Here is a 25,209-nt window from a genome sequence, read left to right on the forward strand (position 1 = left end):
CCGCTTCTGGACAGCTCGTTTTTTAGTTAAATATTTGTTAAAAATCAAGCTGTTCCCGGCGGCGGTCCGCACGCTTAAAGCGAATGTTCCGCTCGTACTGGATAATGGTCAAAAGCACAATCAGCTCGGAAACCGGAATGGTCAGCCAGACACCGGTGAGCCCGAACACGCGTGGCAGCACAGCAAGCAGCAGAAGCATAACGGCAATTTCACGCGCCGATGTAATCCAGACAGCCATCCGGACACGGCCGATTGACTGGTAATACGTCATCATCACAAAATTAATGCCCATGAATAAGTAGGCGATAAAAAACAGACCAATTGCGTCGACGGCAAGGGACGTGACGGATGGAGGGAAGTCACCAAAAATCGAGACGATCGGTCCTGCGGCCAGCCGGCCAATAACGAAAAACAGCACACCCGCGCCAGCCGATACAAATAAGGCAAGACGGACCGTTTCTTTTTTTCGCTGTTCATCCTGAGCTCCATGGTAGTAGCTAATGAGAGGCTGGATGGCTGATCCCATGCCGAGAAACAGCATCAGCATGACACTGTGCACATAATTTAAGATAGTAAATGCCGCGACGCCGTCCGTACCCGCCATTTTTTCGAGCAGCAAGTTATGGGACACAGTAAACACAGACATGCCAATTTCAGCGAGAAAACTGGGAAAGCCAATGGCGATAATCATCCAAACAACCCGTTTTTGAAAGGTAAACCGGACGAGTTTTAAGTTGCTGGATGCCCGGAAAAAGTGTGTCGATAAGATCAAGATGGCCAATGTGCAGGCAATGACCGTGGCGAATGCCGCACCGGAGACGCCCCAATTAAGCACGAACAAAAACAAATAATTAAACCCAACGTTGGCGAGTGCCGCCGTGACAAGTGCTGCCATCGCAAGGTTTGGCCCGCCATCATTGCGAACAAAGACACTGAATATACTTTCGATCGTAAACACAAAGCCGAAGAGAAGCAGCACCGTCATATAAGCAGACGCGTGTGGGTACGTATCCGGATTTGCGCCAAGCGCGTATACAAGCGGTTCGCGAAAAAAATAAGCTGCCAGCGCAATGACAAGGGTAATGGAAAAACTCAGCACGAGCGCCTGCGTAAAAATCACACGGGCTTTTTCCCGTTTTCCAGCGCCCATTGCCATGGAATAACGGGTGGCGCCCCCGACGCCAATCCAAAGCGATACCGCAATAAAAATCGTATAAACAGGTCCGGCAATGCCAACTCCGGCAAGCGCTTCAGCACCAAGCCGGCTGCCGACCATTATGCCGTCAATGACAACGTTCGCGGCCATAAGCATCATGCCGATCATTGAGGGAATTAAGTAACGAAAAAACAGTTTGTACACGGGCAGGTTGGTAAGTGAATCACTCATAAAAATTAAAACGCTCCTTTTCGGAACAAAAAAACTATTTTTGTTTTATTGGTTTTCAAAGACGAAAGAAAAGATCAGCATATGCTGATGCTAGTTCTTTTTCACAAGTCCATAGAGAATAATATCCACGATTGAATGAAGCGCTTCTTGAACAGTAATTGAGTTATCCTGGAAAAAACGCCGGTCGAGTGTTGTATTTGTCGCGTCGATGATGAGCTTCATAATGAGCGGCACGTTTGTTTCGGCTATTAAGCCTTCGTCAATCGCCTGCTCAATCAACATACGCAAGTCATCCCACTGGTTAAGCGCCGTGTTCATTTTTTCCCATTGTGCCGGATAATGACGTTTCATTTGTTCTAAAATACGCAAGTCATAAAACTCGGTAAAGGTTGGCGCCACGGTAATGGTCTGCTTAATTTTGTCCAGAAGTGTTAAATCCGGATTGGCTAAAATAGCGTCTGTCCGTTCGTCAAAGGCGGTGAGCGACGAATCGATAATGGCGTCTAGGATCGCCACTTTCGATGGGAAATGCTCATACAGCGTCCTTTTGCTGATGCCAAGCCTCCGGGCGAGGTCGTCCATCGTAAACTTCATGCTCTTGTCAAGAATCTCCTCGATAAAGGCGTTCATAATGCGATTTTTCACGTATCAATCCCCCTGGTCAAAAAACTAAAAAAACAAAAATGGTTTTGTCCGTTCTAATATTATCATAACGGCTTTAAAAAAATTCGTCAACTTAACGATAAATTTATTTCCGTTTCTAAAAACAATTTGCTAGAATAAGCAAGCGTATATAAAAGGAGGAGTTTTTTCATGACCGGTGATCAGCGGAAAAAGTTGATTATTTTAATGATTAACATGTTTATTGCCATTGGCAGCTTCGGCATCATCATTCCGATTTTGCCGGCGTATTTAGAGTCAATTAATGAAGGCGGCATGGCCGCGGGACTGATGATCGCCATTTTTGCGGGCGCACAGCTCGTTTTTTCACCAATTGCCGGAAAATGGGCGGATGATTACGGCCGTCGAAAAATGATTATTTACGGCTTGTTTGGACTTGCCGTTTCAAGTTTTGTGTTTTATTTTTTCGATTCGATTTGGATGCTCTACGTGTCTCGCGTAATCGGCGGCATTGGCGCGGCGCTTTTAATCCCGGCCATTTTTGCTTATGTGGCGGACATTACATCGTTTGAACAACGGGCAAAAGGAAACAGCTTCATTTCCGCAGCGATGTCGTTTGGGATTGTTGTCGGTCCCGGGATCGGCGGCTTCCTTGCTGACTTCGGCTTAAAAGCGCCATTTTTGATTTCAGCGATTGTTGCTCTATTTGCGGTGTTTTTTTCGATTGTTTTATTGAAAGAACCGGATCGTCCGGAGCAGCCAGCTATGATGGAGCGCCCGGCGGAAGAGCCGATGTTGAAAAAGCTTGCCCGCTCGGTGACGATGCCCTATTTTATTCCGCTCGTTATTACGCTTGTGATGAGCTTCGGCTTAATGGCGTATGAATCGGTGCTTGGCTTATTTGTGGATGATGAGTTTGGAGCCACGCCGCAGGATATTGCGCTCATGATCACATCGACTGGTATTGTCAGTGTGATTGTGCAATTGTTTATCGTCGACCGGATCGTGACGAAATATGGAGAAGGAAAAGTGCTCAATGTCTTTTTGGCGGTAGCGGCTCTCGGGTTCTTTCTTTCGCTGTTTGCGAAAAACTACTGGTTGTTTTTTGGCATCTCGCTGCTTATTTTTTGTGCGACGTCGATTTTACGCCCTGTCTTAAATACACTTATTTCCAAAATGGCGGGTAATGAACAGGGCTTTGCGATGGGTATGAACAATATGTACATGTCAATCGGAAATGTGCTCGGTCCGACATGTGCCGGTCTTTTATACGACGTCAATATTTTATTTCCATTTATGCTTGGCCTTGTACTGCTCGGAATCACCCTTTTCATAACGATCCTGTGGCAAAAACGAGCAGTGAAGCAAAACGTGCTGTCTTCCTAAACGGAAGGCAGTTTTTTTAGGGAAAAAATTCTTAAAAAGATGTATTGACACGGAATCAATAGTCATGTAAAATCACTTCCATTGACTTTTTGAACTGTACAAAATAAAATTACAGTATGTTTCTGAAAGGGGAACACACGGTTGAATAGTAATTTCACTATCGCCGTTCACAGCCTTGTGTACTTGGCGTATTTGCCAGGCCATATGGCATCAAGTGAAGCGATTGCGCATAATGTGGCGACAAACCCCGCCCGCATCCGAAAAGTAATGAGTATACTCCGTAACAGCGGATTTTTAAAAACGAAAGAAGGAATTCGAGGCGGGTATATGCTCGGTGAGGATCCGGAAAAAATTACGCTTGGCGATGTATATGAGGCGATTGCACGTGGTGAACTGCAGCCAAATTGGCAGACAGGAGACCCAGAACAAGGGTGTCCGGTTTCATCGAATACGCAGAGCGTAATGGATTACATTTTTAAGGAAGCAGAAGATACGTACGCATCCTTTTTATATCAATTTACGGTTGCCTCTGTTTTACAAAAAATTAAAGCAGGTGTATAACCATTTGAAACAGGGAAGTGAAAAAAATGGGGAACAAAACACAATTTCATGTCGGTGACTGGGTACAAGGCGAAACGTGGGATAAACAGAGAATCTACGGATATGTCGTAAAAATAGAAAACCCGGAAGACATTACAAAAGTGTATATTATGGATTCAGTGAATGAGGAGCTGATCGGACGAATGATCCGTGTGCTTACAAAATCACTGCAGCCCGTGCTGGAACAGGAGCCAGCCGAAGCATCACTTGAACAGCTCATTGATATGGCGCTGCTAACAAAAGATGAAGAATGGTTTGAGCAATTATCTGCAGAATTGCGCAAACTAAAAAAGCAATATTCATAATCATGTCAGTCCCCCGCTGCGTTAACGCAGCGGGGGACAGTCAACAAAAGGAGTTTTACAATGAAATCAACTAATGCAATGAAATCAACCTATGCACCGTTATTTGAAACCTTTTTATTAAAAAGCGGGGTTGAGTTAAAAAACCGCATCGTGATGGCACCAATGACCAACTTTTCATCGAATGACGACGGGACAGTGGCCGATGCAGAAGTGGGGTATTATGCACGCCGGGCAGAAGGCGTGGCAGCGGTGATCACGGCTTGCACATACGTAACGCCGAATGGGAAAGGCTTCCCAGGGGAATTTGGTGCCGACCGGGATGAAATGATTCCAAGCCTCGCGCGCCTTGCGTCTGCGATTCAGGAAAAAGGCGCCAAAGCCATTTTGCAAATTTTTCACGGAGGACGCATGGTGCCGTCAAACTTAGTTGATGGGGATGTCGTCAGCGCAAGCAGCGTGCCGGCCGAAGCAGAAGGAAGCGCTGTACCGCGTGAGCTTTCCGCTGCAGAAGTGGAAAACATCATTGCGGCGTTTGGTGAAACGACACGCCGCGCAATCGAAGCAGGCTATGACGGCGTGGAAATTCACGGCGCCAACGGCTACTTAATCCAGCAATTTTTCTCACCACACTCCAACCGCCGTACGGATAAATGGGGTGAACGCCTTGCGTTTCCTCTTGCCGTTGTAGATGCAGTTAAACAGGCAGCTGCGTCAGCGGACCGTCCGTTTGCGGTAGGTTACCGCTTCTCGCCGGAAGAGCCGGAAACACCAGGCATAACGATGGCTGATACGCTGGAATTGATTGACGCGCTAAAAGAAAAAGATCTGGATTATTTACACGTATCACTTATGGAATTTTGGTCTCAGCCGAGACGAGGCGTCGATGATACTCGCCCACGCCTAGAAATTATTAAAGAACGCGCTGGAAATGCGATACCGGTCATCGGCGTCGGGTCGATTTATACAGCGGATGACGCCATGAAAGCACTCGGTACAGGCGTTGATCTCCTTGCGATTGGCCGCGGGCTTATTATCGAGCCGGATTGGGTACAGAAAGTAGAGAACGGCGAGGAAGAAACGATTGCCGTGAAAATTGATAAAAACGAGCAGGAAAAACTCGTTGTGCCGGATCCGCTTTGGAATGCAATTGTAAACACGCCGGGCTGGTTCCCAGGCGTCTAAAAAGAAAGGGTGGCAATATATGCCGTTTATTACCGTCAAAGTATTAGAAGGAAAAACACCCGAACAAAAACGTGATTTGGTAAAACGCATGACCGCCGCTGTCAAAGAATCTTTTGACGTGGATGCCGATAAGGTTTTTGTCTTTTTTGAAGACTTAAAACCGAATGACTACGGCAAGCAGGGTGAACTGTTTTCCTTTAAAGATGAAAAATAAGTGCAAGGGCTGCCCCAACTGAGGTTGGAGCAGTTTTTTTATTGATAAAATGTTTTCATTCGGGTTAAAATGTTGCTAAAAGGAAACTTTTTTAGTTATGGCATAAAAATTAGGGTGACTACTTTTTTTGAATTTAAATTTGCCTTTAGGCAAAATATTTTTAAGAAGGAAAGAAAGAGGTGTTCAGAATGATACCTGCTATTCAAATCTTAGAATTATCCGTTTCTTATCATGGGCAGAAAGCGATTCAAAGGGTCGATCTTATCGTTGAAAAAGGAAAACTAGTTGGTATTTATCGGACCGAATGGGGCAGGAAATCCACATTTGTTAAAGCAATGCTTTCGTTGATTTCAAAAGACAGCGGCACCGTTCTTTTTGGAGGAAAATCCTTTAAGGAGATGAGAGTATCTATCCCCTATGTGCTACAGAGAAATGAAATTGATTGGGTTTTCCCATCACGGTGTTTGATACCGTCTTAATTGGTACGTATCCCACGTTAGGGTTTTTTAAAAATCTAGGGAAAAAGAAAAGGACTGGGCGCGGATTTGTCTGAAAAAAGTGGGAATGGAATCATTCGCAAAAAAAACAAATTGGGGAATTGTCAGGCGGACAGCAGCGTGTTTTTTTAGCCCTTGCCCAAAAAGCGGAAATTCTATGAACCGTTTGCCGGGGTGGACGAGGCAAGTGAAGCAGCGATGATTGCTTTATTGAAGGAGCTTGCTGCCAATGGGAGAACCATATTAGCTGTTCATCATGATTTAAGTAAGGCAACTGAATACTTTGACCAGCTGCTGCTTTTAAATAAAAAAGTGATTGGTTTTGGAGATGCCGAAACGGTGTTTCAGCAGGAACTGTTACGTCAGGCTTACGTTCATCCCTTTCTCATTTCTCGGTCAAAAGGAGGCAGCAGACGCATGAATTTTATAGAAGCGATTTTTATTATGACTTCCTGCAAAAAGCGCTGTTTACCTCTGCGATGGTCGGCATTATTTGCGGAATGATCGGGTGCTTCATTAAAAACGTGAAAAAATGAAATTAAATCGTCGTTCTATGGAAAACTACCGTATAATGAGAAGCGTTCATTACTATAGAAAAAGAAGGTAATAAATCCATGGAAAATCATTTTAGCCAGTTTTCGATCAGTGCCGATATTCAAAGGGCACTGGCCGAATTATCTTATACGAAACCGACCGATGTACAGCAGGCTGTCATTCCTTCCGCTCTTTTGAAAAAAGACTTGATTGTTAAATCTCAAACAGGCAGCGGCAAAACCGCGTCATTTGCGATCCCGCTTGTCGAGATGACGGACTGGGATGAAAATAAGCCGCAGGCACTTGTTTTAACGCCGACACGGGAACTGGCCGCGCAGGTAAAAGAAGATATTACAAACATTGGCCGGTTTAAGCGGACAAAAGCGACCGCTGTCTACGGGAAATCACCATTTGCCCGACAAAAGCTTGAGCTCAAGCAAAAAACACATATCGTCGTAGGCACGCCGGGACGTGTGCTGGATCATATTGAAAAAGAAACACTCGATGTAAACAAAATCCGTTTTCTTGTCATTGACGAAGCGGATGAAATGCTGAATATGGGTTTTATTGAGCAAGTATCCGCCATTATTGAGCGTCTGCCGGCCGAGCGGGTGACGATGCTGTTTTCTGCAACATTCCCACCGGACATCGCCCGCTTATCGGAGAAATACATGAACGTGCCGGAGCGGATTGAAGTGGCGAAAGAAATGACGACCTCATCGATTACACACGCGGTGATGACGGTGGCAGAGGACGAAAAAATCCGTATCCTCAAAGACGTACTGGCCGTTGAGAATGCGGACAGTGCCATGCTGTTTTGCCGGACGCAGGAGCGCGTGGAGACGCTATTTGACACACTCGACCGTGCGGGTATGTCATGCGGCATGCTGCACGGCGGCATGGTACAGGAAGACCGGTTTGCCGTTATGAATGAATTTAAGCGCGGCGAGTTTCGCTACTTGTGTGCAACCGACGTCGCTGCACGCGGCATTGACATTGAAAATGTGCCGCTCGTGATTAATTTTGACGTGCCGCTTGAAAAAGAAAGCTACGTGCACCGCACCGGACGGACCGGGCGTGCTGGCCATACCGGCCGAGCAATTACATTGATGACGCCGTTTGAAGAAAAGTTCGTGGCGGAAATTGAAAACTATATCGGATTTGAGCTGCCGCGTGAAGACCTCCCGTCTCCATCCGAGATCGCAGCCGCCAGGCCTGCATTTGACGAAAAAATGGCTGAACGTCCAAAAGTAAAAGAAGACAAAAGCAAAAACGTAAGCAAAGACATTATGAAGCTGTACTTTAACGGCGGCAAAAAGAAAAAGCTGCGCGCCGTTGATTTTGTCGGGACCATCTCGAATCTGCCTGGCATAGAAGCGGCAGACATCGGTATTATTACTATTCAAGACAACGTAACCTACGTCGATATTTTAAACGGCAAAGGCCCAGTGGTATTAAAAGCAATGAAAACCACAACGGTTAAAGGAAAACAGCTGAAAGTACAGAAAGCAAGAAACTAAATCTGTGTGCTGTTCGTGACTAATTGGCGAGCTTCGTGACCAATCAAAAAATCCATGCCGGCATAAAACCGGGCATGGATTTTTTGATAATGAAGACGCGTGAAAAAGAAGCGAGGTCATTAAATTGCTAGACGCCTTCTCTTAGGAATCGATTTTTTTCGCTCCTTTGATCAGCAGCCATTGAAGAGGGAGTCGTCCCCAAAGAACCCATGGTGGCAGCTGCTTATTACCAAGCGGGATTCTTTTCACTGCCATGTACACATTGGCCAGAAACACGGCAGCTAAAAAGCCGGGCAGGGTTTTGGTTACAAATGAGGTTCCTCGGTTTAACAGCAGCGCGAAGCCGTACATTATTTCAATGACGCCAGAAATAGCTACTATAGCTTTTTTGAAAGGGAGAAAGCCGGGCACAATCGCTTCAAATCCTCTTGAGCGTGTAAAGTGGGCGATGCCCGCCAGTAAAAATCCTACTCCACATACGATTCTCAACAAGTTTTTTATCAGGATCCCATCCTTTCCGACAACTGATTTCACCGTATAAAAAGAAGGAAAACCTGTCAAATTTTAACGAAGTATTAAAAAAATAGTCAAAATGTTGTGGCCCATCCTGTATAATAGAGGACGGAGGTGGGGGAAGCATGAATCGTCAGTCAGAACGCCGTCCTTTGCAGGATGTGCAGACGATCGCTCGCAAAATCGAGCCATACATAAAAAATGAACAATCGCTCCACGAGCAGTACGAAACACTGCATCATTTATTAGACGAAGAACTAGGAGACAATGAATATTTATTAATTGTGGACGAAACGGGAACCGCCCTTATTCATACAAACCGCCTGCGGGAAGGTGTTCTTTTCTCAGATGAGACGGGACAGCGAGCAGCACGGACGACCGAGCCGCTTATTCAGCATTACGCACGTGATACGGGAGAGATGATTGTTGACGCGTCCGCACCTATTCAGGCTTTTTCAAATGGAAAGCGCTTTAATTTACGGCTTGGCCGGATTGCTCAGCAGCCGTTTCTCCGTCCAGCTTTCCTAGCGATCAGTATGCTGCCGCTGCTAGCAGTGTTTGGCATTTTGGCTGTAACCGGTGATTTAACGAGGACGGCCGTTGCTGTTTTATTGGTCATTTTCCTCATAACAGCTGTTGTTGGTCATTTTTTATATCAGTCCATCGTTTCCGAAATTCGTTCGTGGTACCAGCTAACGCGGAAAGTTTCCGCCGGTGATTTAACCGGCGAAGTGAAAAGCGGGCGCCGGACGGAATTTCACCAAATTGGCTTTGAATTAAACAAGGTCGTGCTTGGCATGCGGAACATGATGAATGAGCTGCAAAAGTCCGCCCAGTCTGTGGAGCATGTGTCGGGCACACAGGCAGAGCAAACAGCCCGTTTGCTGGAAACGTTTGAAAATCTGTCCGGCACGATGCAGGAATTCCAGTCAGGTGCTGAAATGCAAATGTCTTCGCTGCAATCGGCTCATGCAGTCGTGCAAGATATGATGGCAGGCATTCGCGGCATGGAAGAGGACATGGACTCGACCGTTTCTTTTTCTGAGCAGACGGCCGCTTCTGCCGATACTGGCTCGCAGGCGATGCAGAAAATTGAAGCAGATATGACGATGCTGCAGGAGCGTGTTGGACAGGCCGCAAAGAAAATGAGGACGTTATCAGAAGATACGGATGCCACGATGGCCATTGTTGGAGCGATTACGGCTATTGCTGCCCAAACAAACTTGCTTGCTCTAAACGCATCGATTGAAGCGGCGCGAGCGGGTGAAGCAGGGCGGGGCTTTGCAATCGTCGCCGATGAGGTACGAAAGCTGGCCGAAGAAACGAATGCGTTTTCTGCTGATATTTTGGCTGCCCTCCAGAAAACACGCGACGATATATTCCGGGTAGCGGACGAGGTTGAAAGCAGCCGAAGTGATTTAGAAGCAGGTGTCCGCCATGTTCAGGAAGCGGGTGGCACGGTGATGGCCCTTCATTCTATTGCTGCGGATACTTTAGCAGCTGTTGAAAGCAACCGGGCCAGTGCCTCGCGTATTTTAAAAGATGGAGAGCAGCTTGAAGCTGTGATTCACGATGTGAGCCAGATTGCCGAACAGTTTACGGAACAAGTGATGCGGACGGTTGGAGAAATGGATCAAAACAAATATGATCTTCATCAAATGTCGAATGACGCACAGCGTTTATCAAAAGATACAGAAGGCTTAAGCATGATCGTAAAACGGTTTAAGCTGGCCAAATAAAAAAAGCTGTCCGCCGAATGGAATCGGGGGACAGCTTTTTTGCTAAACGGAAAATTTCCGAACGACCTGCCGCAGTTCTTCTGCCATAAAGGAAAGAGATTTTGCGGCGATATTGGCTTTCTTCAAGAGAAGCGAGCTGTTCTTCTGTTGCGGCGGCCACTGGTTCAGCGGAAGACGCGTTGTCGTCGGCGATGCCAGACACAGAGTCAAGAGCTGACGCCCAGATGCTTCATGATACCAGGGACGTTCAACGAGGGTCATAATCAGGCGTGAGTCCTGCACCATGATGCCATCCAGCGTTCTGATATAGATACTAATGGGCTTCCCGATGAAGTTTGGCATACTGATTAAGCCGGACGCGCAACCCGCGCTTTCTTCACTTTGAATATCATTTTTTGTGACCAAATCTGCATAAAATTGTACATCATTTATTTTCATATTGACCCTGTCCCCAATAAGCCGGTCTAGCATCAGAGTGCTTTCTTTTGCAGAAAAAAGCATTTGCTTTTCTATTTCATTTTTCGCACTTTGATAGGATAAATATCCAATTAGAATGGAAGAAATGAGTAAGAAAGCTAAAAAAGAAAGAATTATATAAGTTGAATTTAACTTCTGCATCTTCACCGCTTCCTGTAGAGGCGGTTTATCGCGTAACGGTACGATCGGGAAAAAGAGGGCAAAGGGAGCGCTTTTTAAGAAGAAGGGTGATGGACTACAGGCTGGCGGCTGCGCTTTCCTGCGGGGCGAACGATGAACCAGGCATCGCTTCGCGCTGCCCGTTTCATCCTGTCTGCTCGTCCCGCGGGAGTCTCCGCCGCCAGCCCTCCTTCCTCCATTCTAAAAAATCAACAAGCATGGCTCTATCCATCAGACATCCTTCCACTATTACGTCACTTGGTCTAAGCGTTGTTGCTCGATTCTTTTTCTAAACAGAAAAGTGTAAAATCTTTCGTTCAACTTATATGTTTAAATTATTTTTCCGTTTTCTTCGAATAAAAAAATCGAGCCTGTATAAGGACTCGATTTTTTACTTTATTTTACTTTTTCATAAAATGTCTCATCATACACATCCAAATAAACATCGGCTTCAATATCCGGGTTTTGAAAAGCCACTGTTTTCATCCCCGCTGCGCGTGCAGGAATTAAGTCAAGCGACCGGTCGCCAATGGCCCAGTCGAGCTCATATTTTTCATGCAAATAGATATACGCTGCGGCATCCGGCTTGCGTGGAAACCCATCATCTTCCGGGCTGACAATTTCATCAATATAATCAATCAGCCCCCATTTTGTTAAAAGAAAGGTAGTAGAAGCTTTTGTCCGATGCGTGACAATGACATTTACGTCCGCTGCGGCCAGGACTTCTTTTATTCCGTCAAACGGAACGCAGGCTGACTCGGACTCTTTATGGTCAAGCTCTGCGAACATCGGCCGGAAATCATCCGAGATGCCGTAATGCGCAAACGCAAGCTTTGAGTTTTTCTTTAGCCATCTAAGCGCCTCCGCCCGGTCTACCGGTGTGCCATGCGCCGCCTCATGCACCGCCGCAAAGCTGTTCACAATTGCCGGATATGTATCAAAAATCGTTCCATCTAAATCCCAAAGTAACTTCATTTATTTATTCTCCTTTTCGTATGCTATATAAAATAAGCAGGCGTCTTTTCCATTGTGCTTCACTTCATACATCGCGGTGTCTGCTTTCCAAAACAGTCTACCCCGTATTTTAACATAAAAAAATACCGCTCCGGAGAACGGTTTTGAGAAAATGAACCATTAAATCGATTCCGTTACATCATTTAGCCTTGCCGCAGAATGGGCTACTTCACCCGATGCCTTTTCGATTTCTTGAATGATATGAAAAAACTACTTCATTTTCCGGTCAATTTCTTCGTTCTGCTGTTTCGTTTTACTAATCGATGAAAGAAGAGTGGTAAAATCGTGTCCGGTTTTATCCATGCCGGAAATACCAGCATCTACTAAGCCATTCACTGTCTGCCCAGACTGACTCATTTCTTTAATCAATTCGTTTGTTTTTGTGATATGAGTTGAAACGTTCGACATCGATTCTTTCGTTTAATGAGACAGCTTGCGGATTTCTTCCGCCACTACAACAAAACCTTTTCCATATTCACCAGCACGGGCCGCTTCAATGGAGGCATTCAATGCGAGCAAATTCGTCTGGCTGGCAATGTTGCCAGCAATCGTAATGACGTCTACAATCCGTTGGGAGATGTCATTTAGTTCTGTTGAGGAGGCGTGAATATCAGATACTGCCCGTTGAATATCGCCCAGCTTGCGGCCCTGATCCCGGAGCTGTTTTTGTCCCTAGAGGGAATGATTTTCTGATGGGTTCGCCTGCACCTTACCGTCTTTTGTAATTTGTGTAATGGAATCGGACTGCTGTGCAAGTTCTTTGATAGAAGCGCTCGTTTCTTCTGAAGTCGCTGCAAGCTCCTGGGAGACCGCATATACCTGCTTTGTTAACTTTTCTTTTTGAGCCAGGTATTCCTGCCGCAGGCGTTCATTTTCGTTCTTATACGCTTCAAACACAATTTGCTGTTCTAAGTTTAATAGTTTTGTCACGGTCCCAATCGCAGCCACTTTTTCTTCAGCGGTCCAGCTTTGAGCTGAAATCATATCCGTCATTGAATTTAAAAGGTTCTGAAAAGCAGGCATATACCATTTTGTTTGAAGGCCGATGCGGACATGGTCGTGTGCAATCCGAAACCGTTTCTGTAAAAAGGACTCGTTAATACGCCCATCAAATAATTCTTCAATGTGCGAACGAAGGGTTTGTTTCAGCCGATCGACGAAGCTGTTTGCTTCAATAATATGCCGCAGTCCCGGCTGCATCTTGATACTAGAATAAAATGTTTCAATGATGTGGTCCATTTGCTGCTCCATGATCGCTTTCATCGCTTTGACATAAGACAAATCGCGTTTGGTCAACCCAATCATAGTGACTTGCTTTGACAATTCGGAATTAGGAGAAGCAGTCAGCTCAATAGAGGAGTCCATTTCAGTGTTGAAAAAGGACTCTGTTTTTTAGGAGATCGATTAAACCGTACCATAATTCACGTCCTTACCGTTTGTAAGTATATTTGTGGGAATAGTGTGCAACTTTTATCCTAAAAAAGATATATATAATAGATTTTTCTATGAATATCAGGGTGTGCTCATACACAAGATAGAAAAAAGAAACAAAAAGAAGCAAATTCAAAACATAAAGCAGATTTGTCGGAAAATATTTATTATTTCATGTAAACGGTTAACGGAGAAAGGAATACTTGCTATTTTGTGCGGAACACGTTATTCCTATATATAGAGATAAATTGTTCGATCACGAGGAGGATATAATGTCTAAAGTAATTGCGATTAACGCAGGAAGTTCATCATTAAAATTTCAGCTGTTTGAAATGCCGGAGGAAACGGTTCTGACGAAAGGTCTTGTCGAGCGGATTGGCTTGTCTGACGGCGTGTTCACGATTTCGAAGCCGGACGGCACATCGGACACAGAGGTAACCGACATTCCAGATCACTCAGTGGCGGTTCAGATGCTGCTGTCTAAGCTTGTGTCAAACGGCATTGTCGCTTCCCTCGATGAAATCGACGGGATCGGTCACCGTGTCGTGCACGGCGGGGAGAAGTTCGACGATTCAGCGATCATTGATGAGGCGACTCTTGCAGAAATTGAAGAACTGTCAGAACTCGCACCGCTTCACAACCCGGCGAACGTAACGGGCATCCGCGCCTTTCAGGCCGTGCTGCCAAACGTACCGGCTGTCGCGGTATTTGATACGGCATTCCACCAGACGATGCCGGAAAAATCGTTCCTATACAGCCTTCCATATGAATATTACAAAGAATACGGCATTCGTAAATACGGTTTCCACGGCACATCGCACAAATACGTATCGGAGCGCGCAGCGGCACTGCTTGGCCGTCCGATTGAGCATTTGCGCTTAATTTCATGCCACCTTGGAAACGGCGCCAGCATTGCAGCGATTGAAGGCGGAAAATCAATCGATACATCAATGGGCTTCACGCCGCTTGCCGGTGTTGCTATGGGAACACGCTCCGGTAACATCGACCCGGCGTTAATGCCGTTTATTATGGAAAAAACCGGCCAGACAGCGGACGAAGTATTGGACACGTTAAACAAAAAAAGTGGTATGCTCGGCGTATCTGGCGTGTCAAGCGACCTTCGTGACTTGTCGAAAGCAGCCGAAGAAGGCAACGAACGCGCTATTACAGCGCTTGAAGTATTCGCCAGCCGCATTCACAAATACATCGGCTCCTATGCTGCCCGCATGTCTGGCGTCGACGCGATCATTTTCACAGCCGGCATCGGCGAAAACGACATCGCCTCACGTGCCCGAATCATGAACGGCCTCGAATTTATGGGCATTTACTGGGACCCGGCACTAAACAATGTGCGCGGTGAAGAACAATTCATCAGCTACCCGCATTCACCGGTAAAAGTCATTGTCATCCCGACAAACGAAGAAGTGATGATCGCCCGTGACGTTTCTCGTTTAGCAGGCGTATAAGGCTTCCTGGCAACGTTTGTGGATGATTGATGATTAGCTAATTGTCTATTTAAACTATACATTTGGATCATGAGCAACCATAACTGAACTTGACTCTTTGCTGCCCTCTTGGATGTGTGAATTTCAACACTGAAAAGGGGTTTTTTTTTATAGCTGAAAGAAAAACAGAAAATCAAGGTGGATTGTCTGTTGAGAGAGCGAGGGAAATTGTTGCAAGGGTGAAAAAATGGAGAGGCTATCTGAACACATAATTTCCAACTGCAACAAGTTATTTAATGATCTAGAGCGTTGTTTTGCCAAAAATAAATATATGGAGAACTTTTCAGTCAGTGACGCAAGAAGGTTTCTTGAAGAGAATCCTTTTATGGCAATTAAAAATATTAAAGACCAGGAGAAGCAGGTAGAAACTTTAACTGCTGAGGAATTAAAGCTAATACTAAAATCACTTGACCATTCGTGGTTTGTCGATTTTAGAGCGGCTGTTTTAATTCATGTACTGCTTGATTCATTTGGCAGAATAGGTAAAGGGCAGGGGAATAGCGTGGTCATATGGAAATTGAAGGAGAGGATCGCATCCACAAGGGCTTTCCGTGTTTCCGCGATCTTGGGGCAAACAGAGTCTGCCCTTCCTCCGATTCGGTAAACGCATAGGCAGGCATCGCTAACACACATGCCGCCACGAGACCAGATATCAGAAGCTTCATTTCGTTCACTCATTTTTCAATTTCATCTGATATAGTTCTGCTTTTTTATTTGTATTTATGTTTCTTTTTTCAAATGGCTGTATAATTAGAAACAGACAATGAGAAAGGCAGGATACTGTGAATTACATCGTACTTGATATTGAATGGAACGCATCGAAATGGGACCCGCACCACCTGGAAGAAATTATTGAACTCTCAGCCTTGAAAGTGTCACCCGCTACATTGGAAGTGGTCGATGTCTTTTCATCCCTAGTGAAGCCAGCAGAAAGGTTGACATCGTTTACGAAAAAACTAACAGGCATCACGCAGCGAGATGTGTCTTCCGCCCTGCCATTTCCGCACGTATTAAAGAAATTTAAGGCGTTTCTTGGCACGGAGGAATCTTGTTTTGTGGCATGGGGAAAAGAAGATTTTCGGTTCTTGGAAAAAGAATGCGAACGTTACAGACTTCCTTTCCTGAACCTGTCCAGCTATATTGACATATTGCCGATTCTTCAGTTTGGCCTGTATGATACCTTCAACGGCAACACCCCCAGTCTGACCAAAACCATGGAGGTGTTCCAAATCGAAGCAGATGGGCAGGCACACAACAGCCTCGATGATTCGATGAACACCTTAAAAGTATTTCGCTATCTTCACGGAAAACTGGATGTTCATGCGGCGTACAAATCAAACAAAACACCTGAAGAACGGTATCTATATGAGGATACATTGAAATCCAGCGGGAAAAGGCAATTAATGAAATGCATCTTTGCGTATATGAAGAAACATGACGTAGACGATGTGGCATTCGATGTCTTCTTTACCAGCCCCATCTGGCTGGATCGGGCCGTTGCACTTGATTTGAATGAACACGTAACGGCTGTTTTTAAAACCGAGTTTGACGTGCAAAAACAAGAGGCATCCAAGAAATATATATCCCAGAAAGCATTGCTGCTTCCCAAATGCTGAAATGTCAACGCGATAGTCTGCTTAAAAAGAGGTGTCCTGAATAAGGCACATCTTTTTTATTTGGCTTTGTTAAAGAGCGTTGTTGATTTTCCTGTTAAAATAAAGGCACCTGTTAATCTAAGAAAAGAAAAACAGTCGGAATAATCTGACAAACACTTCCGCCACGCTTCCGGCAAAATCAATATGCACCTGGTGCCCGGAGGCCGTGGTGTGCAGGTGGAAGTGCCTGTTATTCATGCTATACCATCACCTGTTTCTATAATTCTATGATTGCTAAACTGCTCGTCCACAGGAAAACCCGCAAAGGAGCCATAGCCAAAATGAAGCGGCTTTGCATGAATTCATTATTGCTGCCATCCATACCACCATCCCCTTTCACCACCCGCTTCTCGAGCACCCGAAGTTTGTAGCCGGCTGTGTAATGACACGTTTTTTAGAGAAACACCAAGTTTCAGTAAATACCTAACATTTAAATCGAGCAGCCCGGATGTTTTTTCGTCCGGGCTGCTCGATTTTGTTATTCTGCAAGCTTTAGTGAGGTATAAGGATATGAAAAAGCACAGTCTTTTGCATTTTTTGAAAAATGTATGATTAAAACGAAAATTGTAACATATATTTGAGTATAAGAGTTTAACAGAGAGAGGTTGATAGATGTGATTGTCAAAAAACGAAACGGCTGGTACCAAACAGGCAATCATTTTGCGAAATGGCTGGAAGGATCCACTTATACCGTAATACAGGTCGGCAAGGCAAAGGGAAAGCCTTACGTCCAATGGTATGACGGCGTGAACATAGCGAATGCAACACCTGATTTCTTTCGTCAAAATGGAAGTTATGAAGAGTATATACAACAACAATCTGATATTGAGAAAGCCGTTTATCTTACCGTCTACTCACTTGATTACGATTCGTGCGTCACCTGCCGTGGCAATAAAGAAGTTGGGGAGATTTTGATTGAGGAAAATGTTTTATCTGAAGACGATATTTTCGATTTTGTTTCTTAAGAACACAAATAAAAGAGCAACTTGCAGAGAAAGTACTGCTTCTGCTTCAGACTGCCTGTCTTTCAGTCTGGCGGCTTTTCTCGCTTTTACCACTTTGGTGACCGTAAAAGGACTCAAGAAGAGGTAACTCTCTTGAGTGAATATCAACACTATCCTTTATCAGAGCCTAATTATGAAAGTCTTCGGGACGATGAAGTTCTTTGGGCTCATTCGTTTACATTCCTAAAACGGAAATAAACTTATTTGAAGCACTTTTTTCTTCTATCTATGATTAAAATTCGATTATTATCGAAATAAGCTGCTTTATGTTAGTGTGTGTCTGAAAACTCCATACTTCTCCCTTATTTAGATAATACAAAAATCAAAGCGACATAAACAAAGGATAGAAAAGAAGTAGCACCAATCATGAGATTTTCATCATGCATCTGGACATTTAGCGCATGAAAAAGGGCTTCCAGGATTCCATCATGGCGCCATTTGCAGAATCGGCTGTACACCGTTTTCCATGAGCCATACCGTTCGGGCAGGTCCCGTCAGAAAGCGCCGCTTCTGGCGATCCATAAGATGGCGTTGAACATATCACGGTTGTTCTTGCCCGGACGGCCGGTTTTTGCCCGCTGAAATAACTCGCTGATTTGTTCCCATTGATGATCTTCTATCTCATACCGTTTCCTTGTTATCGTCCCATCTCCTCTTCCGTCTGATGGGTAGGATTGTAGGCGAAACGTCGAGATGGGGCAATGCTTATATCATGTTTTTTAGTTTTCAAACACAACCTAGTTAAAGAAGAAATAAAGCAAATGACAAAAAAATGGTCCTCTTTAGTTGGTGGGGGCTGTTTATAATTACCTAATTATCTTCTTCGATTGTTTCAACAAGAATAAACAGAAAATGGTAGATGAGGCTTAAAGCATCGCCTAAAGACATCTCTTCCTTAAATCCTTCTACACCACTCAAGGAAAAATTGACATCCCATAATCCATCACCTTGGTTGAACATTAAACTGTATGTTCCAATCTCTCCTTGGAGTTCGTTATTTAAGTAAGCCTTTAATGCATTCCCCATTTTCTTCTGGAATTTCAAGCCGAACAAGGCATTGTATGTTCCGAACACATCATCGACTTCCAATGAAAGTGTCTCAACACCGATTAATTCAAACCATGAAGATTCGATGTAAAGGAATTCGCTTTTATTGATTTTTAGGTATTCAAGGGGTTGTGATAAAAATGCTGCTGATTCTTCCGAAATCAACTCTTCGTTTTCTTTATTACTGCGCTCGATATAAGCATCAGTAAAGCGGGTATTATTTTCTTTTTCTACTATAGTAAAATCATTTGTTAAGTGATGCCTTTCTGCATATTCCTTTTCCTCTTTAAACAATTCAACCTTATTCTCACTTAAAGCTTTTGATATGTATATTTCCATTTGTTTTTTTAACATGGTGAGTGTCCTCCTAGTATCTTTTCATACCTGTTTCATTCAATCATAGCATATAAATCACGGGTTAAATAACTGTAACCATTATTTATATTAATCATAGAAACGTTGATATAACAAGGGTTAAAGCTTCAATTTAAGCGTATAAATAACTTAAAAATCACATTTCGCTCACATTTCTTGCGATTTTGTTAAATTGAGAATGCTTCCGAAGTGATTTTTAATCCTTTGCGCAGCATTCTTTTTCATTTTATCTGTAACATGGGTATAAATCTTCATGGTTGTTTTCATATCATCATGACCAACTCGTCTCATGATTGTTGTCATATCGATTTCCGCTTCTGCCAGCATGCTAATATGAGTGTGGCGGAAAAAGTGAGGAGTTGCCGCTTTTTTAATTGATGTCTTTTTAAGCAACCGGTTCATTCTCTGGATAATATTGTATTGGACGAATGGGTAGCCATTGTCATGGCAAAAAATAAAGTCCCGGCCATGATAATCTTCATGTTTGTGACGAGTCGCCAATTTCACTTTTGCCTGCCGGACTTTATGCTTTCTTAATAAATCGATTACACTATCATCAATATCGAATGTCCGTATCGATCCTTTTGTTTTTGGTGGAGTTAATTTGTATTCTGTCATTTTGTTTGTCGGATTGTATAAGGTTTTTGTGATACGGATCTCGTTTGTTTCAAAGTTAATGTCGGTCCATTTCAATGCACATAATTCACCGGAACGCATTCCGGAAAAGGCCAGCAAGTAAAAGGTTTCCACATCCCCCGGGAGCCCATGCTGATTTGACGCTTCAAGGAATTCAAATAGTTCATCCCGTTCTAAGTACTTATCCTCAATTGTCTGATTTTCAATTTCCTCTACAGTTAATTTTTTCGTTGGAATAACTGCTCCGGTACAAGGGTTGTCCTTTCTCATTTTTTCCTTGATGGCATATTTAAAAATCATATTGGCCGTTGAATGGACACCTTCGACCGAATTCTTAACATATCCCTGATCATCCAAATCATTTAAAAGGTTTTGGTGCATGCGGGGTGTCACCTTGTTAATATTTACTTTCGCAAGATATCGCAGCAAGATTTTTATTTGATGGTGGCGGAGGAGTACAGTGCTTTCTTTCACTTTGCCTTTTGCATACGTCTCAAGCCATTCCCATGCTACTTTTTCAAACGGCAGGTTTCTGATTGCCTTTTCATCAATTCCGTCCTCTTTTAATATTCTAATCGCTTTTTCTACAAGGTCGATCGCATCCTGCTTTTTATCAGCGCGGCGAGATATCTGCTTCCGTTTACCGGTCACCGGATCAAGAGGTCCATCTGCTACACATAGCCACTTATAACCCTGCTTGTTATTTGCTTTAATCTTTTTAACAGATGCCATATACATTTCTCCCTTCTACACATTATTAGCCGATCACGTATTGATCCAGCGGCAAAAAACAGATCATTCAGGTTTATCACTGGTAATACATTTAAGAATTCCATGTTTGCTTGGTAAATTCAAGAACCAAAATTAGAATGCATGTTCTTTTTAAGTTTATAACAAAACCCCATCTCGAAAAAGAGAAGGGGTGATGTTGTAATGAATATTTTTTATTATTTCTCGCATGCGTAGCCATCTTTATCACGATCATGCTTTGAATCATATGCAGGGTGTCCTTTTTTAACACCGTCTGGATATTTCTTGCGCAACTCTGTGCAGTTTTTAAATGACTCTTTCTTAGGTGCAGCTGGCTTAGGCGCCGGTTTCGGTGCTGGAGCTGGTTTTGGAGCAGGCGCCGGTTTTTTTGCTGGTACACATCCACCATTAATGGCATTTTTATTAGACCAGATTCCAACCTTGTCTTTTTTTGCTTTCGCTTCAACATTCTTTAGCTCGTCAAGATACTGTGTATTTGGCGGGTAAACGGCAATACGAGCAAGGCCATTCTGAAGCAATAACTTATTAAACATTGTCTCGTTTACGTACACATAAGCAAGGATCCGTCCGTATTTATCACGATTTTGAACACCAAGCTCAATGCTGACAGTCTTTTTCTTGTCCAATAAGTACTTCTTCGTATATGCAGTAGCTTCAGGGCCATATAACTGTACGCATTTATCAGGATGTTTTGTTTCCGGCGTATCGATAAGGATCATACGAACCGTTTCTGCATTTCCTTTGTATGTAACCTTGATCGTGTCGCCATCTACAACATCGTTCACAGTAACTTTAGTTGCTGTTTTTGGCAGTGCAGCTTCGGCAGTTTGCGTTGAATCAGTTGTAAGTGCTGGCGTAAATGATCCAGCAAGTAGCGAGAAGGACAGAAGAGACGCTGCAAAAGGCTTAAATAATTTCTTCTTAAACATAATCAATCTCCTTTTTCGATAAATTAACAGGTTTAATCCTATTTTCCTATGCGAAAGGGACGGTCGCTATCTTTTTCGTTCGACAAATACCGACAAGAATTTGAATTAAATAATTCGATTTTATGTCTTTTTTTTATTTAAGGCTCTGTTAAAGTTGGCTATTGATATTTGAAGGTTTCCAAACTATTAAGTATTAGTTGACCGGTACTGTTGAGTAAAAGGCTTTTCAATAACTTAATTAAAAGAAGGCTTATCTCCATATTCTTCGTGGATTAAATTCAGCAATTCTTTACTATCGTTTCTCCTTGAACACAACGATTATGTTGAATGCATGTATCATTCTGTCTATCAAGATTTTTACCCTAAATACGGAGATACTTATATTACTTCGTGCTATCTCTTTACTTGATATTTAGAGAAATGAACCGATATAGGAAAGAGAAACCATTTTTATTTGGTTCTAACTCCTTATATAAGAAGTTTTTTTAGTTGAATATATTTGAAGTCTCAGTTGCACTACTTTAAGAACTTGATATACTCAAACTCTAAACTACAATCGAGTTCTTTCCCCCGGTTGTTAAGACACTTTTTATAAATGGATGTAGAAGTATTTAAACGAAATATTTTACCAGAGAGGGTGTGCAGAACAACACAGATTTCACTACATCATCATTTCACTGAAAGTAATAAAATTATAGGAAGAGGCTGTATATGAAAAACTTCATGAAAAACTTACGCTCCAAACTATTTATATCTTTTGCTGCAATACTGATTATTCCGTCCATTTGTATTGGCTTGCTTGCTTACTCATCGGCAAAAACAGCGGTTGAAAAGGAAATGTTAGATAGCTCAGATGGAAAATTGGAATTGTTGAATTCAAGCATTGACAGTTCTATAGATCCCAAGATAAACGACGTGAACTCCTTCGCTAAAAGTATTACCTCAAATTTATATAAAGGCACCAGTAGCCCGGAATTAAGAGAAAAATTGGCTCAATATGCAATGTTACACCCGGAAGCTACTAGTATTTTTGTCGGAACTGAAAAAGAAGGCTTATTTATCCAGGAACCTGCGGTGACTATGGACCCGGATTATGACCCTCGTGAAAGACCATGGTATCAGGATGCCATGAAGAAAAAAGGGGAAGCAGTTATTTCACCACCATATCAAGCCGCTGGCACCGAGGATATGGTTGTTACCGTATCACAAGCAATTTCTGATGGTTCAGGAGTAGTAGCAGTCAGTATAAATTTAACGCACCTTCAAAAAATAGTTGGAGATGTAAAGATTGGACATGAAGGTTATGCCATCCTGTTAGATTCTCAAAAAATATACATAGCTCATCCGACACTGGAACCGGGAACAAAAGATGAACAACCATTTGCAGATAAATTATACGAAAAAGAGAAAGGGCAGTTTGAATACCAATTCGAAGGCAAAGCTAAGAAGATGAATTTTACCACTAATAATTTAACGGGATGGAAAATTGGTGGCACGATGTATTCTTCGGAAATTTCTGAATCAGCTTCTCCTATATTAATTCGAACCTTGATAGTGATTGCTATTGCCGTTTTAGTAGGAGTTTTAGTGGTTTACTTTATTATAAAATCCATTATTAAACCTCTTATTGAATTAAAAGAGAAGGCCATTACAGTGAGTAAAGGTGACTTAACGGAGCATATTGATGTTAAAACAAATGATGAAATTGGGCAATTAGGTGAAGCTTTTAATGATATGCAGGAAAGCCTTCGTTCACTCATTACACAAGTTGAATATAGCGCCCAACAAGTTGCTGCTTCATCAGAGGAATTGACTGCCAGTGCTGAACAAACGAGTGCTGCGACTGAGCAAGTAGCTGAATCAATTCAAGGTGTAGCTGTCAGTGTAGAACAACAAACTAGCGGGCTTAACCGAAATTCACAGGCTTTGAATGAAATTTCTACAGGCGTATCTAAAATCGCTGAAAGTGCAGCGAGTGTGTCAGAACTCTCCCAACACACATCCCTTCAAGCGGAAGAAGGTGGGAAAGCTGTCGCAAATACAAGAGATCAGATGAATTCTATCCATAAATCAGTTAATGAATCCAATACAATGATTCAAACATTAAATGATAGAGCAAAGGAAATTGGCTCGATTTTAGATGTAATTACTGGAATTGCTGAACAGACAAACCTTTTGGCACTAAATGCCGCGATAGAGGCAGCTAGGGCCGGAGAAAATGGAAAGGGATTTGCTGTTGTTGCTGATGAAGTACGAAAACTAGCAGAACAGTCCCAAACATCAGCAAAGGAGATTTTTGACCTAATTAAAGAAATACAAACAAGTACCAAAAGTTCTGTTCAAATAATGGCACGAGTATCAGATGATGTTCAAGATGGCTTAAAAGTGTCTAATAATGCAATAGAAAAATTTAATGAAATTATTCATAGTGTCAAAGAAATCACACCACAAATGGAAGAGGTATCTGCCACCGCTCAGCAAATGTCTGCCGGGGTGCAGGAGGTAACAGCAACAGCTAATGAAATAGCTAGTATTGCACAAGGAAATGCTGAATCTTCTGAACAGGTTGCTGCGTCCACGCAGGAACAACTGGCCTCTATGGAAGAAATCACAACGTCTGCTAAAATGCTTTCTTCTATGGCAGGAGAACTACAAGGATTGATTGAGAAATTTAAATATTAAGAAATCACTAGAACATTTTTATTAACAGATAAACAAGGCATGGATGGTTTTAGGTAACATACCTACTCATCCATGCTTTTTTATTTAAATGAACTTATATTAGGTAAAAACGATTTTCTTTGAGTAAAAGGCTTTTCAATAACTTAATTAAAAGAAGGCTCATTCAAGGATAATATAGATTTTCTTGTTAAACTAACGGAGCAGGTTAGTTGAAGAAGGAAACTGAAATATTTTCAAGAATATATATTAATAGTGTAGCCCATTGACCATCTAGAGGAACACACAGAAGCTATCCAAAATGAGAAATCTATGGAGGGATTTTATGTCAACTCAAATGAACTCTAGGGTAGAAGGAAACGTACTTGTATTAGAACGTGAATTTGATGCTCCAAAAGCTCTTTTATTCAAGGCTTTTTCAGAAGAGGAACATCTAAAGAAATGGTGGGGACCTCGCGGTTGGATTTTAACAGTATGTAATATTGATTTTCGAGTAAATGGAATCTGGCATTATTGTATGAAGTGTATTGACGAGAATCAGGGTGACTTTTTTGGATTTGAATCCTGGGGAAAAGGAGTATACCAAGAAATTCTTCAGGGTGAAAAGATAGTTTATATTGATTATTTTTCAGATGCAGAAGGTAATGAAGCAGAGGGTATGCCTGCAACTCAAAGCACTTTATTATTTGAAGAAATTGAAGGGAAAACAAAGCTCATTAATCGTGCAGAATACGCTTCTCAAGAAGCACTAAAATCTGTCTTGGATATGGGAATGGAACAAGGAATTAATGAAACATGGGATCGTTTAGAGGAGCATCTTGACTCGATTAAAAAATAATAGTAAAGCAATCCATCAAATGTGGATTGCTTTTTTCTGTTTCAATTAGATAGCCTATTAAATATAGCAGTCGAATAAAAAAGTACTTTTTGTCGATTGTGTTTTTTATCAAAGAAGAATTGGGTTTGTGAATTATTTCAATTAAGCTAACGGGGGCGTTCGTATTATAAGGTCAACCAGTTTTTACTGGT

At 42.8% G+C, this 25,209-nt stretch carries 24 protein-coding genes and 3 pseudogenes; 15 read left to right on the plus strand and 12 right to left on the minus strand.

From position 1 onward, the window contains the following. Positions 1 to 37 precede the first annotated feature (37 nt). The gene (locus BA724_RS13730) at positions 38 to 1,387 is read right to left on the minus strand and encodes an MATE family efflux transporter (protein ID WP_069939205.1); all 1,350 of its coding nucleotides are present in this window, start codon (positions 1,385 to 1,387) and stop codon (positions 38 to 40) included. 90 nt (positions 1,388 to 1,477) lie between these two features. Continuing rightward, the gene (locus BA724_RS13735) at positions 1,478 to 2,032 is read right to left on the minus strand and encodes a TetR/AcrR family transcriptional regulator (RefSeq protein WP_069939206.1); all 555 of its coding nucleotides are present in this window, start codon (positions 2,030 to 2,032) and stop codon (positions 1,478 to 1,480) included. Positions 2,033 to 2,200: 168 nt separating this feature from the next. Between BA724_RS13735 and BA724_RS13740 the strand changes: the two genes are divergently transcribed. The 8 genes and pseudogenes from BA724_RS13740 to BA724_RS13775 all read left to right on the plus strand — a co-directional run bounded on the left by BA724_RS13740 (position 2,201) and on the right by BA724_RS13775 (position 8,246). Next, positions 2,201 to 3,394: an MFS transporter gene (locus BA724_RS13740; RefSeq protein ID WP_069939207.1), complete on the plus strand. Its 1,194-nt coding sequence runs from the start codon at positions 2,201 to 2,203 to the stop codon at positions 3,392 to 3,394. 141 nt (positions 3,395 to 3,535) lie between these two features. Continuing rightward, positions 3,536 to 3,955: an Rrf2 family transcriptional regulator gene (locus tag BA724_RS13745; protein WP_069939208.1), complete on the plus strand. Its 420-nt coding sequence runs from the start codon at positions 3,536 to 3,538 to the stop codon at positions 3,953 to 3,955. Between the two features lie 26 nt (positions 3,956 to 3,981). Beyond that, entirely contained in the window at positions 3,982 to 4,299 is a 318-nt protein-coding gene (locus BA724_RS13750; RefSeq protein WP_069939209.1) for an IDEAL domain-containing protein, read from the plus strand. A gap of 78 nt (positions 4,300 to 4,377) precedes the next feature. After that, positions 4,378 to 5,481, plus strand: coding sequence for an NADH-dependent flavin oxidoreductase (locus BA724_RS13755; RefSeq protein WP_069939273.1), 1,104 nt, complete (start codon positions 4,378 to 4,380; stop codon positions 5,479 to 5,481). 19 nt (positions 5,482 to 5,500) lie between these two features. Further along, positions 5,501 to 5,695: a 2-hydroxymuconate tautomerase gene (locus BA724_RS13760; protein ID WP_069939210.1), complete on the plus strand. Its 195-nt coding sequence runs from the start codon at positions 5,501 to 5,503 to the stop codon at positions 5,693 to 5,695. 188 nt (positions 5,696 to 5,883) lie between these two features. Beyond that, positions 5,884 to 6,570, plus strand: a pseudogene (locus tag BA724_RS18065) (metal ABC transporter ATP-binding protein); the annotation flags it as partial. Between the two features lie 86 nt (positions 6,571 to 6,656). Then, positions 6,657 to 6,728, plus strand: coding sequence for a hypothetical protein (locus BA724_RS19140; RefSeq protein WP_425389031.1), 72 nt, complete (start codon positions 6,657 to 6,659; stop codon positions 6,726 to 6,728). A gap of 78 nt (positions 6,729 to 6,806) precedes the next feature. After that, on the plus strand, positions 6,807 to 8,246 hold the full coding sequence (locus BA724_RS13775) for a DEAD/DEAH box helicase (RefSeq protein WP_069939213.1): 1,440 nt from the start codon (positions 6,807 to 6,809) through the stop codon (positions 8,244 to 8,246). A 141-nt stretch (positions 8,247 to 8,387) separates the two neighbouring features. On the opposite strand, the gene BA724_RS13780 is transcribed toward BA724_RS13775, so the two are convergent. Beyond that, positions 8,388 to 8,738 carry a DoxX family protein gene (locus BA724_RS13780; protein WP_141719944.1) on the minus strand — a complete coding sequence of 117 codons (351 nt, stop codon included), beginning with the start codon at positions 8,736 to 8,738 and terminating at the stop codon, positions 8,388 to 8,390. A 146-nt stretch (positions 8,739 to 8,884) separates the two neighbouring features. On the opposite strand from BA724_RS13780, the gene BA724_RS13785 reads away from it, so the two are divergent. Further along, a complete protein-coding gene (locus BA724_RS13785; protein WP_069939214.1) occupies positions 8,885 to 10,498 on the plus strand; it encodes a methyl-accepting chemotaxis protein in 1,614 nt (537 codons plus the stop codon). Positions 10,499 to 10,540: 42 nt separating this feature from the next. Here the strand turns inward: BA724_RS13785 and BA724_RS13790 are convergent, their stop codons facing one another. The 5 genes and pseudogenes from BA724_RS13790 to BA724_RS18080 form a co-directional block, all read right to left on the minus strand. Next, complete coding sequence (locus BA724_RS13790) at positions 10,541 to 11,116, minus strand: hypothetical protein (RefSeq protein ID WP_069939215.1); 576 nt, start codon at positions 11,114 to 11,116, stop codon at positions 10,541 to 10,543. A 414-nt stretch (positions 11,117 to 11,530) separates the two neighbouring features. Then, positions 11,531 to 12,109, minus strand: a complete 579-nt coding sequence (locus tag BA724_RS13795) for an HAD hydrolase-like protein (RefSeq protein WP_069939216.1) — start codon at positions 12,107 to 12,109, stop codon at positions 11,531 to 11,533. A 249-nt stretch (positions 12,110 to 12,358) separates the two neighbouring features. Next, a complete protein-coding gene (locus BA724_RS18070; protein ID WP_083256234.1) occupies positions 12,359 to 12,556 on the minus strand; it encodes a hypothetical protein in 198 nt (65 codons plus the stop codon). A gap of 17 nt (positions 12,557 to 12,573) precedes the next feature. Further along, positions 12,574 to 12,787, minus strand: a pseudogene (locus tag BA724_RS18755) (methyl-accepting chemotaxis protein); the annotation flags it as partial. Between the two features lie 33 nt (positions 12,788 to 12,820). Further along, on the minus strand, positions 12,821 to 13,513 hold the full coding sequence (locus BA724_RS18080) for a protoglobin domain-containing protein (RefSeq protein ID WP_083256236.1): 693 nt from the start codon (positions 13,511 to 13,513) through the stop codon (positions 12,821 to 12,823). A gap of 338 nt (positions 13,514 to 13,851) precedes the next feature. Here BA724_RS18080 and BA724_RS13805 point away from each other — a divergent pair, with 338 nt between their 5' ends. The 4 genes from BA724_RS13805 to BA724_RS13820 all read left to right on the plus strand — a co-directional run bounded on the left by BA724_RS13805 (position 13,852) and on the right by BA724_RS13820 (position 17,704). After that, positions 13,852 to 15,045: an acetate kinase gene (locus BA724_RS13805; RefSeq protein ID WP_069939217.1), complete on the plus strand. Its 1,194-nt coding sequence runs from the start codon at positions 13,852 to 13,854 to the stop codon at positions 15,043 to 15,045. Between the two features lie 364 nt (positions 15,046 to 15,409). Continuing rightward, positions 15,410 to 15,688, plus strand: coding sequence for a hypothetical protein (locus BA724_RS13810; RefSeq protein WP_141719946.1), 279 nt, complete (start codon positions 15,410 to 15,412; stop codon positions 15,686 to 15,688). Between the two features lie 178 nt (positions 15,689 to 15,866). Then, entirely contained in the window at positions 15,867 to 16,700 is an 834-nt protein-coding gene (locus tag BA724_RS13815; protein WP_069939219.1) for a 3'-5' exonuclease, read from the plus strand. Between the two features lie 653 nt (positions 16,701 to 17,353). Further along, a complete protein-coding gene (locus BA724_RS13820) occupies positions 17,354 to 17,704 on the plus strand; it encodes a hypothetical protein (RefSeq protein ID WP_069939220.1) in 351 nt (116 codons plus the stop codon). A gap of 341 nt (positions 17,705 to 18,045) precedes the next feature. Here BA724_RS13820 and BA724_RS18905 read toward each other — a convergent pair. The 4 genes and pseudogenes from BA724_RS18905 to BA724_RS13835 all read right to left on the minus strand — a co-directional run bounded on the left by BA724_RS18905 (position 18,046) and on the right by BA724_RS13835 (position 21,501). Then, positions 18,046 to 18,438 (minus strand): annotated as a pseudogene (locus tag BA724_RS18905) (transposase). Between the two features lie 115 nt (positions 18,439 to 18,553). Next, positions 18,554 to 19,144: a branched-chain amino acid aminotransferase gene (locus BA724_RS13825; RefSeq protein WP_069939221.1), complete on the minus strand. Its 591-nt coding sequence runs from the start codon at positions 19,142 to 19,144 to the stop codon at positions 18,554 to 18,556. A gap of 168 nt (positions 19,145 to 19,312) precedes the next feature. After that, positions 19,313 to 20,533, minus strand: coding sequence for a tyrosine-type recombinase/integrase (locus BA724_RS13830; RefSeq protein WP_069939222.1), 1,221 nt, complete (start codon positions 20,531 to 20,533; stop codon positions 19,313 to 19,315). A gap of 215 nt (positions 20,534 to 20,748) precedes the next feature. After that, entirely contained in the window at positions 20,749 to 21,501 is a 753-nt protein-coding gene (locus BA724_RS13835; RefSeq protein WP_069939223.1) for a thermonuclease family protein, read from the minus strand. 711 nt (positions 21,502 to 22,212) lie between these two features. Between BA724_RS13835 and BA724_RS13840 the strand changes: the two genes are divergently transcribed. Then, positions 22,213 to 24,183, plus strand: coding sequence for a methyl-accepting chemotaxis protein (locus BA724_RS13840; protein WP_069939224.1), 1,971 nt, complete (start codon positions 22,213 to 22,215; stop codon positions 24,181 to 24,183). A 322-nt stretch (positions 24,184 to 24,505) separates the two neighbouring features. Then, positions 24,506 to 25,018 (plus strand): SRPBCC domain-containing protein, encoded by a 513-nt coding sequence (locus tag BA724_RS13845; RefSeq protein ID WP_069939225.1) that lies wholly within the window; start codon positions 24,506 to 24,508, stop codon positions 25,016 to 25,018. The last annotated feature ends 191 nt before the right edge of the window (positions 25,019 to 25,209 follow it).

The organism is Domibacillus iocasae, assembly GCF_001750285.1.
Taxonomy (GTDB): domain Bacteria; phylum Bacillota; class Bacilli; order Bacillales; family Domibacillaceae; genus Domibacillus; species Domibacillus iocasae.

Bases quoted from the DNA above. Each gene is read 5' to 3' on its own strand.
- BA724_RS13755 (WP_069939273.1), top strand. From the start codon at position 4,378: ATGAAATCAACCTATGCACCGTTATTTGAAACCTTTTTATTAAAAAGC.
- BA724_RS13830 (WP_069939222.1), bottom strand. From the start codon at position 20,533: ATGGCATCTGTTAAAAAGATTAAAGCAAATAACAAGCAGGGTTATAAG.
- BA724_RS13785 (WP_069939214.1), top strand. From the start codon at position 8,885: ATGAATCGTCAGTCAGAACGCCGTCCTTTGCAGGATGTGCAGACGATC.
- BA724_RS13810 (WP_141719946.1), top strand. From the start codon at position 15,410: ATGGCAATTAAAAATATTAAAGACCAGGAGAAGCAGGTAGAAACTTTA.
- BA724_RS13825 (WP_069939221.1), bottom strand. From the start codon at position 19,144: ATGTTAAAAAAACAAATGGAAATATACATATCAAAAGCTTTAAGTGAG.
- BA724_RS13840 (WP_069939224.1), top strand. From the start codon at position 22,213: ATGAAAAACTTCATGAAAAACTTACGCTCCAAACTATTTATATCTTTT.
- BA724_RS13795 (WP_069939216.1), bottom strand. From the start codon at position 12,109: ATGAAGTTACTTTGGGATTTAGATGGAACGATTTTTGATACATATCCG.
- BA724_RS13760 (WP_069939210.1), top strand. From the start codon at position 5,501: ATGCCGTTTATTACCGTCAAAGTATTAGAAGGAAAAACACCCGAACAA.
- BA724_RS13730 (WP_069939205.1), bottom strand. From the start codon at position 1,387: ATGAGTGATTCACTTACCAACCTGCCCGTGTACAAACTGTTTTTTCGT.
- BA724_RS13775 (WP_069939213.1), top strand. From the start codon at position 6,807: ATGGAAAATCATTTTAGCCAGTTTTCGATCAGTGCCGATATTCAAAGG.
- BA724_RS13790 (WP_069939215.1), bottom strand. From the start codon at position 11,116: ATGCAGAAGTTAAATTCAACTTATATAATTCTTTCTTTTTTAGCTTTC.
- BA724_RS13750 (WP_069939209.1), top strand. From the start codon at position 3,982: ATGGGGAACAAAACACAATTTCATGTCGGTGACTGGGTACAAGGCGAA.
- BA724_RS18070 (WP_083256234.1), bottom strand. From the start codon at position 12,556: ATGTCGAACGTTTCAACTCATATCACAAAAACAAACGAATTGATTAAA.
- BA724_RS13845 (WP_069939225.1), top strand. From the start codon at position 24,506: ATGTCAACTCAAATGAACTCTAGGGTAGAAGGAAACGTACTTGTATTA.
- BA724_RS13835 (WP_069939223.1), bottom strand. From the start codon at position 21,501: ATGTTTAAGAAGAAATTATTTAAGCCTTTTGCAGCGTCTCTTCTGTCC.
- BA724_RS18080 (WP_083256236.1), bottom strand. From the start codon at position 13,513: ATGGACTCCTCTATTGAGCTGACTGCTTCTCCTAATTCCGAATTGTCA.
- BA724_RS13805 (WP_069939217.1), top strand. From the start codon at position 13,852: ATGTCTAAAGTAATTGCGATTAACGCAGGAAGTTCATCATTAAAATTT.
- BA724_RS13740 (WP_069939207.1), top strand. From the start codon at position 2,201: ATGACCGGTGATCAGCGGAAAAAGTTGATTATTTTAATGATTAACATG.